The organism is Serratia inhibens, from assembly GCF_003591175.1.
GTDB classification, from domain to species: Bacteria; Pseudomonadota; Gammaproteobacteria; order Enterobacterales; family Enterobacteriaceae; genus Serratia; species Serratia inhibens.
In genome coordinates this window covers 196,926-211,304 of the sequence record NZ_QYYG01000005.1, presented here as the reverse complement: position 1 = coordinate 211,304, position 14,379 = coordinate 196,926, and the positions used below count along the sequence as shown (strand labels likewise).

12 protein-coding genes are annotated in these 14,379 nt (G+C 53.3%); 6 read left to right on the top strand and 6 right to left on the bottom strand.

What is annotated here, in order from left to right; genetic code table 11:
* Positions 1-52: 52 nt before the first annotated feature.
* The 6 genes from hupB to bolA all read right to left on the bottom strand — a co-directional run bounded on the left by hupB (position 53) and on the right by bolA (position 7,572).
* Positions 53-325 carry a nucleoid-associated protein HU-beta gene (hupB, locus tag D4100_RS17015; RefSeq protein WP_006319790.1) on the bottom strand — a complete coding sequence of 91 codons (273 nt, stop codon included), beginning with the start codon at positions 323-325 and terminating at the stop codon, positions 53-55.
* 216 nt (positions 326-541) lie between these two features.
* Positions 542-2,896, bottom strand: a complete 2,355-nt coding sequence (lon, locus tag D4100_RS17010) for an endopeptidase La (protein WP_006319789.1) — start codon at positions 2,894-2,896, stop codon at positions 542-544.
* A gap of 193 nt (positions 2,897-3,089) precedes the next feature.
* Positions 3,090-4,361, bottom strand: coding sequence for an ATP-dependent protease ATP-binding subunit ClpX (clpX, locus tag D4100_RS17005; protein WP_006319788.1), 1,272 nt, complete (start codon positions 4,359-4,361; stop codon positions 3,090-3,092).
* 162 nt (positions 4,362-4,523) lie between these two features.
* Positions 4,524-5,147 (bottom strand): ATP-dependent Clp endopeptidase proteolytic subunit ClpP, encoded by a 624-nt coding sequence (gene clpP, locus D4100_RS17000; protein ID WP_006319787.1) that lies wholly within the window; start codon positions 5,145-5,147, stop codon positions 4,524-4,526.
* A 439-nt stretch (positions 5,148-5,586) separates the two neighbouring features.
* Positions 5,587-6,891: a trigger factor gene (gene tig / locus D4100_RS16995; protein WP_006319786.1), complete on the bottom strand. Its 1,305-nt coding sequence runs from the start codon at positions 6,889-6,891 to the stop codon at positions 5,587-5,589.
* Positions 6,892-7,257: 366 nt separating this feature from the next.
* Positions 7,258-7,572, bottom strand: a complete 315-nt coding sequence (gene bolA / locus D4100_RS16985) for a transcriptional regulator BolA (protein ID WP_004949296.1) — start codon at positions 7,570-7,572, stop codon at positions 7,258-7,260.
* A 365-nt stretch (positions 7,573-7,937) separates the two neighbouring features.
* Here bolA and D4100_RS16980 point away from each other — a divergent pair, with 365 nt between their 5' ends.
* The 6 genes from D4100_RS16980 (at position 7,938) to D4100_RS16955 (ending at position 14,375) form a co-directional block, all read left to right on the top strand.
* Complete coding sequence (locus tag D4100_RS16980; RefSeq protein WP_006319785.1) at positions 7,938-8,516, top strand: lipoprotein; 579 nt, start codon at positions 7,938-7,940, stop codon at positions 8,514-8,516.
* Between the two features lie 53 nt (positions 8,517-8,569).
* A complete protein-coding gene (ampG, locus tag D4100_RS16975) occupies positions 8,570-10,048 on the top strand; it encodes a muropeptide MFS transporter AmpG (protein ID WP_006319784.1) in 1,479 nt (492 codons plus the stop codon).
* Between the two features lie 441 nt (positions 10,049-10,489).
* On the top strand, positions 10,490-11,437 hold the full coding sequence (gene cyoA / locus D4100_RS16970) for a cytochrome o ubiquinol oxidase subunit II (RefSeq protein WP_006319783.1): 948 nt from the start codon (positions 10,490-10,492) through the stop codon (positions 11,435-11,437).
* Between the two features lie 4 nt (positions 11,438-11,441).
* Positions 11,442-13,433 (top strand): cytochrome o ubiquinol oxidase subunit I, encoded by a 1,992-nt coding sequence (gene cyoB / locus D4100_RS16965; protein WP_006319782.1) that lies wholly within the window; start codon positions 11,442-11,444, stop codon positions 13,431-13,433.
* Complete coding sequence (locus D4100_RS16960) at positions 13,423-14,040, top strand: cytochrome o ubiquinol oxidase subunit III (protein ID WP_119804826.1); 618 nt, start codon at positions 13,423-13,425, stop codon at positions 14,038-14,040. The genes cyoB and D4100_RS16960 overlap by 11 nt, the downstream gene beginning before the upstream one ends.
* Complete coding sequence (locus D4100_RS16955; RefSeq protein WP_004949284.1) at positions 14,037-14,375, top strand: cytochrome o ubiquinol oxidase subunit IV; 339 nt, start codon at positions 14,037-14,039, stop codon at positions 14,373-14,375. The genes D4100_RS16960 and D4100_RS16955 overlap by 4 nt, the downstream gene beginning before the upstream one ends.
* The last annotated feature ends 4 nt before the right edge of the window (positions 14,376-14,379 follow it).

Genomic DNA, 14,379 nt, shown 5'->3' with positions numbered 1-14,379 from the left:
GGTGATTGTTTATTACAAAACCCTGTAACGCTAATCGGTTAGACGCAAACAATCAATTTACTGCGTCTTTCAGCGCTTTCCCTGCACGGAAGGCCGGAACTTTGGCTGCCGCGATTTTGATCTCTTTACCTGTTTGCGGGTTACGGCCAGTACGGGCCGAACGCTCACGCACTGTAAAAGAACCGAAACCAACCAGGGCCACGTCATCCCCTTCCTTCAAGGACTCGGTAACAGAAGCAATTACTGCATCTAAAGCACGTCCAGCTGCCGCTTTGGAAATATCAGCACCTGCGGCAATTTTGTCGATCAGTTGTGACTTATTCACTCTATCATCCCCTCTAGAATTCAATCGTCGCACCGAAAAATCCCTACGGTGGCGACAGCGCAGCTGTTATATCAATCCCATCGAGCCTTGGCAAGCCACCGAAAGCGTGGCAAAACGCGGGCCGACAGCTTTCTAACTTAGCGGTACAAAAAAAGACTGGCAAGTCCGAAATGACTTGCCAGCATAAGTTTTATCAATGGATTTTGCTATTCGTCACTATTTTGCCGCTACCGGCAGTGCGCCGAAGGCCGGGTTTTGCAACGCAAGGTTCAAAACTTCATCAATTCGCTGCACCGGATGAATCTCCAGATCGGCGATGACATTATCCGGGATCTCTTCCAGATCGCGCTTGTTCTCATACGGGATCAGCACGGTTTTGATGCCGCCGCGATGCGCCGCCAACAGTTTTTCTTTCAGACCACCAATAGGTAGCACCTGACCGCGCAGCGTGATCTCACCGGTCATCGCCACATCGGCGCGAACCGGGTTGCCCGTCAGGCAGGAAACCAACGCCGTGCACATTGCAATACCGGCGCTTGGGCCATCTTTCGGCGTCGCACCTTCCGGCACGTGCACGTGGATGTCACGCTTCTCGTAAAAATCAGCGTTGATGCCCAGTTTGTCTGCGCGCGCGCGCACCACAGTCAGCGCCGCCTGAATCGATTCCTGCATCACTTCGCCCAGAGAACCGGTGTAGGTCAGCTTGCCTTTGCCCGGCACGCAGGCGGTTTCGATGGTCAGCAGGTCACCGCCCACTTCCGTCCACGCCAGACCGGTAACCTGGCCCACGCGGTTTTCGGTGTCCGCACGACCGTAGTCAACGCGCTGCACGCCCAAGTAGTCTTTCAGGTTGTCGCCGTTGATCTCGATATGCTTGATCTTCTTGTCCATCAGCAGCGCTTTCACCGCTTTACGGCACAGCTTGGAGATTTCACGCTCCAGGCTACGCACCCCGGCTTCACGGGTGTAGTAGCGGATAATGCCGGTGATGGCGCTGTCGTCGACCGTCAGCTCACCTTTCTTCAGGGCGTTACGCTCAAGTTGCTTCGGCAACAGGTGCTGCTTGGCGATGTTGAGCTTCTCGTCCTCGGTATAACCGGACAAACGAATCACTTCCATACGGTCCAGCAACGGCGCAGGAATGTTCATCGAGTTGGAGGTGGCGACGAACATCACGTCGGACAGATCGTAATCCACTTCCAGGTAATGATCGTTAAACGCCACGTTCTGTTCCGGATCCAGCACTTCAAGCAGTGCAGAGGCCGGATCGCCGCGCATGTCGGAAGACATCTTGTCGATCTCGTCCAGCAGGAACAGCGGGTTTTTCACCCCGACCTTGGCCATTTTCTGGATCAGCTTGCCCGGCATCGAACCGATATAGGTACGACGGTGACCGCGAATTTCCGCTTCATCACGCACGCCGCCCAGCGCCATACGCACATACTGGCGACCGGTCGCTTTGGCGATCGACTGCCCAAGCGAGGTTTTACCCACGCCAGGAGGCCCTACCAGACACAGGATAGGCCCTTTGATTTTGCTCACGCGGCTCTGTACTGCGAGATACTCAAGGATGCGATCTTTGACGCGCTCCAGGCCGTAGTGATCGATATCGAGCACTTCCTGCGCCTTGACCAAGTCTTTTTTCACCTTGCTGCGCGCATTCCACGGCACCTGTAGCATCCAGTCGATGTAACCGCGCACCACCGTCGCTTCCGCAGACATCGGTGACATCATTTTCAGCTTTTGCAGTTCCGCTTCGGTTTTTTCACGCGCGTCTTTCGGCATTTTCGCCGCTTCGATCTTGCGTTTCAGCGCTTCATGCTCGTCCGGCGCGTCATCCATCTCGCCCAGTTCTTTCTGAATCGCTTTCATTTGCTCATTCAGATAGTACTCGCGCTGGCTTTTTTCCATCTGTTTCTTGACGCGGTTACGGATACGCTTCTCGACCTGCAGCAGGTCGATTTCCGATTCCATCATCGCCATCAGGTATTCCAGACGCTCGGTGATGTCGAACATCTCGAGTACCGACTGCTTGTCGCTGAGTTTCAGCGGCATGTGCGCAGCGATGGTATCCGCCAGGCGTGCAGCATCGTCGATGCTGTTCAATGACGTCAGCACCTCCGGTGGAATTTTCTTGTTCAGTTTGATGTAGCCTTCAAACTGATTGATTGCCGTGCGCACCAGGACTTCTTGTTCACGCTCGTCGATCGCCGGTGACTCAAGGTATTCTGCCTGGGCGGCAAAATGCTCTCCGCTATCGGAAAGCGTAGTAATACGTGCCCGCTGCAGGCCTTCCACCAGCACTTTTACCGTGCCGTCTGGCAGTTTCAACATCTGCAAGATAGACGCGACTGTGCCGACAGAGAACAAATCGTTAATGCCAGGTTCATCCGTTGAGGCCTCTTTCTGTGCCACCAGCATGATCTTTTTATCATGATCCATTGCTGCTTCGAGGCACCGAATTGATTTTTCCCGGCCAACAAATAACGGGATCACCATGTGCGGATAAACCACCACGTCGCGCAAAGGCAAGACGGGGATTTCAATGCGTTCGGAACGCTCAGGGTTCATAGAGCTCTCTCTTAGTTTAGTTTCCGCCAGGTTGAGGGGAATCTCATGAGACGCAAGCATCAAACGTTTCATAAAATCTGGTTAATGAGTATATGGGGATGAATCTCTGACATTCAACGGCCAGAACGCAGGAAAAAGAAATGGGGGATAAAATCCCCCATTTTGATATTAACTTTCTGGTTTGATTGGCTAATTATTCGCCTGAAGCTTGCGCTTCCGGTTTGCCGTAAATCAACAGAGGCTTGGACTGACCGGCGATGACCGATTCGTCGATCACCACTTTATCTACGCTGTCCATTGACGGCAGATCATACATGGTGTCCAGCAACGCGCCTTCAACGATAGAACGCAGGCCGCGTGCGCCGGTTTTACGCGCCATGGCCTTCTTGGCGATAGCGTTCAGCGCTTCATCACGGAACTCCAGCTCCACGCCTTCCAGATTGAACAATGCCTGATACTGCTTGGTCAGGGCATTTTTCGGCTCTTTCAGGATCTGAATCAATGCATCTTCGCTCAGTTCGCTCAGCGTCGCGACCACAGGCAGACGACCGATGAACTCAGGGATCAGGCCAAACTTGATCAGATCTTCCGGTTCGGCCTGCAGCAGCAGCTCACCTTCGGTCGCTTTCTCGGACTCGCCCTTCACGGTCGCACCGAAGCCGATACCGGAACCGGTATTGACGCGCTGACCGATCACTTTATCCAGACCGGCAAAGGCGCCGCCACAGATAAACAGGATTTTCGAGGTATCGACCTGCAAGAATTCCTGCTGCGGATGCTTACGGCCACCCTGCGGCGGAACGGCGGCAATGGTGCCTTCGATCAGTTTCAACAGCGCCTGCTGCACGCCCTCGCCCGACACGTCACGAGTAATCGACGGGTTGTCTGACTTACGGGAAATCTTATCGATTTCATCGATGTAGACGATGCCGCGCTGCGCTTTTTGCACGTCGTAGTCACACTTCTGCAACAGCTTCTGGATAATATTCTCCACGTCCTCACCCACATAACCGGCTTCGGTCAGCGTGGTGGCATCGGCCATGGTGAAAGGCACATCCAGGAAACGCGCCAACGTTTCCGCCAGCAAGGTTTTACCGCTACCGGTCGGGCCAATCAGCAGAATGTTGCTTTTCCCCAACTCGATGCCGTTGCTGCTGTCGCCATTGCGCAGGCGTTTGTAGTGGTTGTATACCGCTACCGCCAGCACTTTCTTCGCCTGCTCCTGACCGATGACATAGTCATCCAGGTGGTGACGGATCTCATGCGGCGTCGGCAGCGCGCTACGCTCACGATGCGGGGAAACTTCTTTAATCTCTTCGCGAATAATGTCGTTACACAGGTCAACACATTCATCGCAGATATACACTGACGGACCGGCAATCAGCTTACGCACTTCATGCTGGCTTTTGCCGCAGAAAGAGCAATACAGCAGCTTTCCTGAACCGTCTTTGCGCTTATCTGTCATCAGTAAACCTCTTCTTTAGTCTTTGTCCCGCAGGAAAATCACGGCGGCAGTGCGCCCAAAACTCATACCGGGAACGCCGATAATGCTCACCAGAGCGAGCCGCGCCCACTCTGATTACTATAGTCTATCGGCTCGCACATATACCTCGCCAGCCGCGTGGTTCTAGCTGCGGTGCGTCAGAATGCCGTCAACCAGACCGTATTCTACTGCTTCTTCCGCGGTCATAAAGCGATCGCGCTCGGTATCGCGTTCGATCTGCTCCAGCGTCTGGCCGGTATGTTCCGCCATCAACTCGTTCATGCGCGCCTTCACCTTCAGGATTTCACGCGCATGGATTTCGATGTCCGTCGCCTGGCCCTGATAACCGCCCAGCGGCTGGTGAATCATCACGCGCGAGTTTGGCAGGCAGAAACGTTTGCCCTTGGCACCGGCGGTCAGCAGGAAAGAGCCCATCGAGCACGCCTGGCCCATACAAATGGTGCTGACGTCCGGCTTGATGAACTTCATGGTGTCATAGATTGACATGCCTGCGGTGATCACGCCACCCGGAGAGTTGATGTAGAGGAAAATGTCTTTTTCCGGGCTTTCCGCTTCCAGGAACAGCATCTGCGCCACGATCAGATTGGCCATGTGGTCTTCTACCTGGCCGGTCAGGAAAATAATGCGCTCTTTCAGCAGGCGGGAGTAGATGTCGTAAGAACGCTCCCCGCGTGAAGTCTGCTCTACCACCATAGGCACCAGGGCCATGTTAGGTGCAAATTGATCTCGTTCGCCACTGTATGACATTACCGTCTCCTAATAGAAATTGCCTTGGCGGCCAGGGTTACACCCTATTACACCGATTCTACTTGAGAACGGTCATGATGACTATGCTCAAGCATTCGACCGCGCCACACGTACCCGACGGTTATAATCATCCCGCGCACTCTGGCAAACAGCACATATATATACATTTTACAGATTGGGGCCACTGACGGAATTTCAAGCCCGGCACAGTATTTTTACCGGCCTGGCTGGTGCGCCAAAGCAACAGTGATGACCATCATGCCAGACTGCCCCAAGCGCAACAGGGTAAATATAGTGCATATTGGCACGCTTAACCTGAGATTAATCAGCAACGTGGCAAAAAGAAAAGCCCGCAACCGAAGGTTACGGGCTTTTTATTACGCAAGGGCCGGCATGCCGGCCCCGAAGGCGCAACGGGTTGCGCCTCTGCGTACAGACATTACGCCTGTTGAGTCTGGTTCATCAGCTCGCTGAAGGTAGTGGCTTTCTCAGTCACTTTCGCTTTCGCCAGCAGGGCTTCAACCGCTTGTTCTTCCAGAGCAACGTTGCGCATATTGTTCATCAGCTCTTTGTTTTTGCTGTAGAACTCAACAACTTCACTTGGATCTTCGTAAGCGGAGGCCATTTCTTCGATCAGAGTCTTAACGCGATCTTCGTCAGCTTTCAGATCGTGAGTGCTGATCACTTCGCCCAGCAGCAGGCCAACAACAACGCGACGTTTTGCCTGCTCTTCGAACAGTTCACGTGGCAGTTCCAGCGCTTGCTTCTCGTTGCCGCCGAAACGTTGTGCAGCCTGACGGCGCAGAACGTCAACTTCGCCGTCGATCAGCGCAGCAGGAACGTCGATGTCGTTAGCGCTGACCAGGCCGTCGATTGCCTGGGTCTTGATACGGTTACGCACTGCGCCTTTCAGCTCGCGCTCCATGTTTTTACGCACTTCGGCACGCAGACCTTCGATAGAACCATCAGCCACGCCGAAACGCTTGATGAATTCTTCAGTCAGCTCTGGCAGCTCACGCTCTTCCACTTTCTTCAGAACGATAGCGAATTTAGCCGCTTTGCCCTTCAGGTTTTCAGCGTGGTAATCGTCCGGGAAGTTCACGTCGATGACGAATTCTTCACCGGCTTTATGACCAACCAGACCTTCTTCGAAGCCTGGGATCATGCGGCCCTGGCCCATGGCCAGTACGAAGTCAGAGGCTTTGCCGCCTTCGAACACTTCACCGTCGATAGAACCAGTGAAGTCAAGGGTCACGCGGTCTTCAGCCTGCGCTGCACGATCGCTGTCTTTCCAGGTCGCCTGCTGCTTACGCAGAGTGTCCAGCATGGTGTCAACGTCAGCGTCGTTAACTTCAACCACTGGCTTCTCAACTTCGATGGCATCCAGGCCTTTCAGCTCAACTTCCGGATACACTTCGAATTCAACCGCGAAAGTGAAGTCTTCACCTTCTTTATACTCGCCCGGCACGTAGTTTGGTGCGCCAGCCGGGTTAATCTTTTCTTTGATGATCGCGTCAACAAAGCTGCGCTGCATCGCGTCGCCCAGCACGTCCTGACGAACGGAGGCGCCATAACGCTGCTCAACGATGTTCATCGGCACTTTGCCTTTACGGAAGCCATCGATACGCACGCTTTTTGCTGCGTTGATCAGCTCTTTTTTAACAGCCTGATTAATAGTATCAGCGGGTACAGTAATAGAGAGACGGCGCCCAAGGCCTTGAGTGGTTTCTACAGAAACTTGCATCTTGTTACCTCAAAAAAATCACAGTGCTCGGTCAACTCCGTTCCAAGAACCAGGACGGCTACATTACAGAACCGAATTCCCTGATGACTGAAGCGTCCCGAAACCATTCCGGAAAAATAAGACGCGACATTATAGCGGCGCAAGCGGAGCGAGTCGAGGAAAGCAAGGCGGCAGCGGCGCGCTAAAACTCACACTTTTGCCGATTTGATCGCCAAAAGACCGCCGAAGCCGACCTGGCCTTAGCTGCATTGCGCATCGGCTATGTCGTCGTCAAAAACAGAAACGGCCCGCAGGCCGTTCCAAAATTCGTCAGTAGTAATACCCTAAATCGTGGTTAAAGTTCCACTGATACCGCAAATTTAGCCGTCAGGCCAACGTGCCGGCCCCGCGACAGGGTGGAGAAGCAGGCACGGTATCCTGCAGCCCTTCCCACTCTTTCAGGGTATAAGTATGTAACGCCAGAGCGTGTACGCCATCGGCCAACTCATCCGACAACACGCCGTAGATCGAGCGATGACGCGTCAGGAAACGTTCTCCGACAAAGCGATCGCTGACCAACACCACCTTGAAATGGCTTTCTGAACCCGCCGGAACGTTATGACGATAGCTTTCATCAACGACTTCCAGATACGCGGGCTCAAATGCCGCCCTCAACTTTGCTTCTATTTGCTCGCGAATCATAGGATCTCCTTACTACACCGGCAGAGGACCGTGCCCATCTATTTCAATATTAGCCGGTTTCGCCCCTTTTAGACTATTCATCACGTAAATTTCTCTTCGTCACGCGCAAAAAATGGCCGACATCCGCTATCGCTTGAGCTTTATCTGATTGAGACGGCCAAAAAAGCATGTTTTTATCAACGGCAGGTAAAAATTTGTCACTCCGGTGCGTTCTGCGCTTCCCCCGGCCGGCGGCGATGCTATGATGTCGACAATTCGTTGTTGGCTATCCCGCTCTGATTATTACAGAAAGTTTACTCAAATCGGCCTCTCTATCATCAGCAGTTTGAGTCGGCTTAAAATCCATCGAGAATGAGACAGTAACTATGTTAAAAAAACTTTGCCTTCCACTGTTGGCCGCTCTGATGCTGGCCGGCTGTGCTACCAGCAGCAACACCCTGAACGTAACGCCAAAGATCGTACTGCCGCAGCAGGATCCGACCCTGCAGGGCGTAACTATCAGCATTAACGGTGCAGATCAGCGCCAGGATCAGGCGTTGGCGAAAGTAAATCGCGACGGCCAGCTGGTTACGCTTACGCCATCACGCGACCTGCGCTTCCTGCTGCAAGAAGTGCTGGAGAAACAAATGGGCGCGCGCGGTTACATGATCGGCGCCGATGGCGCGGTTGATCTGCAAATCGTGGTGAACAACCTGTATGCGGACGTCTCCGAAGGCAACCTGCGCTATAACATCACCACCAAGGCCGATATTTCGATCACCGCTCAGGCGAAGAACGGCAACAAGCAGGTGAAAAACTACCGCTCCACCTATAACGTGCAAGGCGCATTCACTGCGACCAACGAGAAAATCACCAACGCGGTTAACACCGTATTGGGCGACGTTATTGCCGATATGGCGCAAGACACCAGCGTCAACGACTTTATCAAGCAGAACGCGCGTTAATCCGCGAATACTTTGTGCCGCCAGAGCAATCGGGCGGCACAGACAGGGAACTCATGTCGAAACAGTATCTGAATATTTTCACCCAGCGTAACTCCGCCATTCTCCTGCTGCTGGGCTTTGCCTCGGGCTTGCCGCTGGCGCTGACCTCCGGCACGCTGCAAGCCTGGATGACCGTCGAAAACATCGATCTGAAAACCATCGGTATTTTCTCACTGGTCGGTCAGGCCTATGTGTTCAAATTCCTGTGGTCTCCCTTTATGGACCGCTACACCCCGCCATTCCTGGGGCGACGTCGTGGCTGGTTATTGATCAGTCAGTTGCTGCTGGTCGTGTCGATTGTGGCCATGGGCTTTATGCAGCCGGCAGAGCATCTGTGGTGGCTGGCGGCGCTGGCGGTGCTGGTAGCATTCTGTTCTGCCTCGCAGGATATTGTTTTTGATGCGTATAAAACCGACCTGCTGAGCGCCGAAGAACGCGGTACCGGGGCGGCGATCTCCGTTCTCGGCTACCGCCTGGCGATGCTGGTCTCCGGCGGCTTGGCGCTGTGGCTGGCGGATCGTTACTTCGGTTGGCAATCAACCTATTGGCTGATGGCAGGGCTGATGCTGATTGGTATCGTCGCCACCCTGCTGGCGCCGGAGCCGGACGACGGCATTCCGGCACCGCGCTCGATGGAACAGGCGGTAGTCGCTCCGCTGCGTGATTTCTTTGCGCGTAACAATGCCTGGCTGATTTTGCTGCTGATAGTCATGTACAAGATGGGCGACGCCTTTGCCGGCAGCCTGAGCACCACGTTCCTGATCCGCGGCGTGGGCTTCGACGCCGGAGAAGTCGGGCTGGTCAACAAGACTCTCGGCCTGTTCGCCACCATCGTCGGTGCCCTGTTTGGCGGCGTGCTGATGCAGCGCCTTAGCCTGTTCCGCGCCCTGATGCTGTTCGGCATCCTCCAGGCGGTGTCCAATCTCGGTTACTGGATCCTGGCGATCACCGACAAGAGTATCATGACCATGGGCAGCGCCATTTTTCTGGAAAATCTGTGCGGCGGTATGGGCACCGCGGCTTTCGTCGCGTTGCTGATGACGTTGTGCAACAAGTCGTTTTCCGCCACCCAGTTCGCCCTGCTGTCGGCGCTGTCCGCCGTCGGCCGCGTCTACGTTGGCCCGATTGCCGGTTGGTTCGTTGAAGCCCACGGCTGGCCGCTGTTCTATTTATTCTCGATAGCAGCCGCCCTGCCAGGCCTGCTGCTGTTGCGCGTGTGTCGTCAAACGCTGGAATATACTCAGCGCACAGACAATTTCATGCCGCGTACCGAGTTCCGCCAACTTTACCGCTGGGCGCTGCGTCTGCTGACCCTCGGCTGCTCACTGTTGGCGGTCTGGCTGATTTTGCTGATTACCAACGCGCTCGGCTGGAGTGCCTTGCCGAACCTGGCCAATCTCTTGCTGCAGGCAGGCGCCGCACTGAGCCTGGTGGGTATCGCGATGGGCAGCCTGCTTGACTATCTCGCGCTGCGCCGCACCCGTCTGGCCTGATATCGCCGGCCGGTCATAGCACCGGTCGGCAAAAAAGCATCAACGTGATGCGTTTATTTTTCTAAAAAAACATAATTGCCGTTAAAATTATTTTTTTATCCGAGCAAGACACGCGGAAATAAAATTACCGTCACTTTAAATACACAATTATTTTACATTATATAAACCTTTCCTTCGTATTTAAAATACGGCAGGTTAATCGGCCAAAATCAGCATACCGTTAGTTTTCCTTAACATAGAGCCTGCCCGGCACGATTCAGCTCGCCAACGCGTTGTTGCCATTGGTAAATTGTCACGCAAGGTTACATCTGTGACCCCCTTAACAGAAAGTGTCAACAAGGCGCTGACACTCCCTTAAGCATGTTTACAGTACTGCAACCTTCCCGTAAAATGCCCGCACACATGAAACGACAATAGAGCCTTTGTAATTGAGGTCGTTAGATGAGACTTAAGAAATACAATAAAAGTATTGGGATGTTGTCATTAATTGCGTCCACTGTAATGCTCAGTGGTTGCAATATGGTATTGATGAACCCCAAAGGAGCAATTGGTGTTGAGCAACGGACACTGATTATCACTGCAATCGCGCTGATGTTGATCGTGGTGATACCGGTTATCTTTATGGCGTTCGCCTTTGCCTGGAAGTACCGTGCTTCCAACAAAGACGCCAAATACAGTCCGAACTGGTCACATTCCAACAAGATCGAAGCGGTCGTCTGGACCATTCCTATCATCATCATCGCCATCCTTGGCACCATTACCTGGAAGACTACCCACGAACTTGATCCGTTCAAGCCGATTGTCACCGACAAGAAGCCGATGACGATCGAAGTGGTGTCGCTCGACTGGAAATGGCTGTTTATCTACCCGGAACAAGGTATCGCGACGGTTAATGAGCTGGCTTTCCCGAAAGATGTTCCAGTCGAATTCAAGATCACCTCTAACTCGGTAATGAACTCGTTCTTTATTCCTCAGTTAGGTGGGCAGATTTATGCGATGGCCGGGATGCAGACCAAACTGCACCTGATCGGCAATGAAGCGGGCAAATACGACGGTATTTCCAGTAGCTTCAGCGGTCGCGGGTTCTCCGGCATGAAATTCACCGCTATTGTCACCCCAACCGAAGGCGACTTCGATCAGTGGGTTGCCAAGGTGAAAGAATCGTCTAATAACCTTAACGCCACCAGCGACTTTAACAAACTGGCAGAGCCGAGTGAAAACAACCCGGTCGAGTACTTCTCCAGTGTCAAACCGAATTTGTTCAAAGAAACTATTGGCAAATTCATGGGCGACATGAACATGCACAAAGGCGCAACTGCGCATGAAGGCATGGACATGAGCCAGGGTATGGACATGAGTGAGCATGCTCACGCCGGAGCCGAGGAATAATCTGATGTTGGGAAAATTAACACTTGATGCGGTTCCGTACCACGAACCGATCATCATGATCACCGTTGCTGCGATTGTTATTGGGGGCCTGGCTCTGCTGGCTCTGATAACTTATTTCGGCAAATGGAAATGGCTGTGGAGCGATTGGCTGACTTCGGTCGATCATAAAAAAATTGGTATCATGTACATCATCGTGGCAATGGTTATGCTGCTGCGTGGTTTCGCCGATGCCATCATGATGCGTAGCCAGCAGGCGCTTGCGTCCGCCGGCGAGGCCGGATTCCTGCCACCGCACCACTACGACCAAATCTTTACCGCTCACGGCGTAATCATGATCTTCTTCATGGCGATGCCTTTCGTGGTAGGTCTGATGAACGTCGTGGTTCCGTTGCAAATCGGCGCGCGTGACGTTGCCTTCCCGTTCCTGAACTCCCTGAGCTTCTGGTTCTTCGTGGTGGGCGTAGTGCTGATCAACATCTCTCTGGGGGTTGGTGAGTTCGCGCAGACCGGTTGGCTGGCTTATCCGCCGCTGTCGGGCAAGGAATACAGTCCTGGCGTAGGGGTCGATTACTGGATCTGGAGTCTGCAGATTTCCGGTCTGGGTACCCTGTTGACCGGTGTGAACTTCTTCGCCACCATCATGAAGATGCGTGCCCCTGGCATGCCTCTGATGAAGATGCCGGTGTTCACCTGGGCGGCGCTGTGTACTAACGTCCTGATCATCGTTTCTTTCCCAATTCTGACCGTCACCATCGCGTTGCTGACCCTGGATCGCTATCTGGGCACCCATTTCTTTACCAATGATATGGGCGGCAACATGATGATGTACATCAACCTGATTTGGGCCTGGGGTCACCCAGAGGTGTATATTCTGGTTCTGCCGGTGTTCGGTGTGTTCTCCGAAGTTACCGCGACCTTCTCCAGAAAACGCCTGTTCGGCTATACCTCTCTGGTATGGGCAACCATCGCGATTACCGTTCTGTCGTTCGTCGTATGGCTGCACCACTTCTTTACCATGGGGTCCGGCGCGAACGTTAACGCCTTCTTCGGTATCGCCACCATGATCATTTCCATCCCTACCGGGGTGAAAATCTTCAACTGGCTGTTCACCATGTACCAGGGCCGCATTCAGCTCAACTCGGCAATGCTGTGGACCATCGGCTTCATCATCACCTTCTCTGTGGGTGGGATGACCGGCGTACTGCTGGCCGTTCCGGGCGCGAACTTCGTGCTGCACAACAGCCTGTTCCTGATCGCTCACTTCCATAACGTTATCATCGGTGGTGTGGTGTTCGGTTGCTTCGCCGGCCTGACTTACTGGTTCCCTAAATCCTTCGGCTTCACGCTGAACGAGAAATGGGGCATCCGTGCGTTCTGGTTCTGGATCATCGGTTTCTTCGTTGCCTTTATGCCGCTGTATGCTCTGGGCTTTATGGGTATGACTCGTCGTATCAGCCAGAACATCAACCCTGAGTTCCACCCACTGCTGCTGGTAGCGGCTAGCGGTGCAGCTCTGATTGCCTGCGGTATTTTGTGCCAACTGATCCAGATCTTCGTCAGCGTGCGTGACCGCGAGCAGAACCGCGATCTGACCGGTGACCCATGGGGCGCTCGTACGCTGGAGTGGTCTACTTCGTCTCCACCGCCGTTCTATAACTTTGCCGTAGTGCCACAGATTCATGACCGTGATGAATTCTGGGACATGAAAGAAAAAGGCGAAGCTTATAAGAAACCGGCTAAGTACGAGCCGATTCATATGCCGAAAAATACCGGCGCCGGTGTGATTATTGCTGGCTTCAGCCTGGTATTTGGTTTCGCGATGATCTGGGACATCTGGTGGATGGCGATCGCTGCCTTCGTAGGTATGATCGTGACCTGGATTGCCAAGAGCTTCGATGAAGATGTTGATTACTATGTGCAGGTTGATGAAATCGAGCGCATTGAGAACCAACACTATGAACAAATCAGCAAAGCAGGCGTGAAACATGTCAACTGATACTCTGACTAACCATAACGCAGCCCATGCAGAGCATGGGCACCATGACGCAGGAGAGACCAAAGTCTTCGGATTCTGGATCTACCTGATGAGCGACTGTATTTTGTTTGCGAGCTTGTTCGCGACTTATGCAGTACTGGTGAACGGGACCGCTGGCGGTCCCTCCGGCAAACACATCTTCGATCTGAAGTTTGTCCTGGTTGAAACCTTCCTGCTGTTGTTCAGCTCCATCACCTACGGTATGGCGATGATCGGCATGAACAAGGGCAAGGTTGGCAGCGTTAATACCTGGCTGTTCCTGACCTTCCTGTTCGGTCTGGGCTTCGTAGCGATGGAAATCTATGAATTCCATCATTTGATCGCCGAAGGTTTCGGTCCGGATCGCAGCGCGTTCCTGTCTGGCTTCTTCGCACTGGTTGCTACTCACGGTCTGCACGTGTCTACCGGTCTGGTTTGGATCATCATCATGATGATTCAGGTGAGCAAGCGCGGCCTGACTTCAACCAACAAAACCCGTCTGATGTGCCTGAGCCTGTTCTGGCACTTCCTGGACGTGGTCTGGATCTGCGTATTTACCGTTGTCTACCTGTTGGGGGTTATGTCATGAGCCATTCATCCCATGAAACTTCTCACGGCGGCGCAAGCCACGGTAGCGTTAAGTCATATCTGATCGGCTTTATCCTGTCGATCATCCTGACGGTGATTCCATTTGCGATGGTGATGAGCGGCACAGCCTCTCACTCAACCATCCTGGCGGTTGTAGTCGGCATGGCGGTAATTCAGGTAATTGTTCACCTGATTTACTTCCTGCACATGAATACCTCATCGGAAGAGCGCTGGAACCTGGTGGCATTGCTGTTCACCGCTATGATCATCGGTATCGTTGTTGTGGGTTCACTCTGGATTATGTACAACCTCAACATCAATATGATGGTCAGTTAAGAGT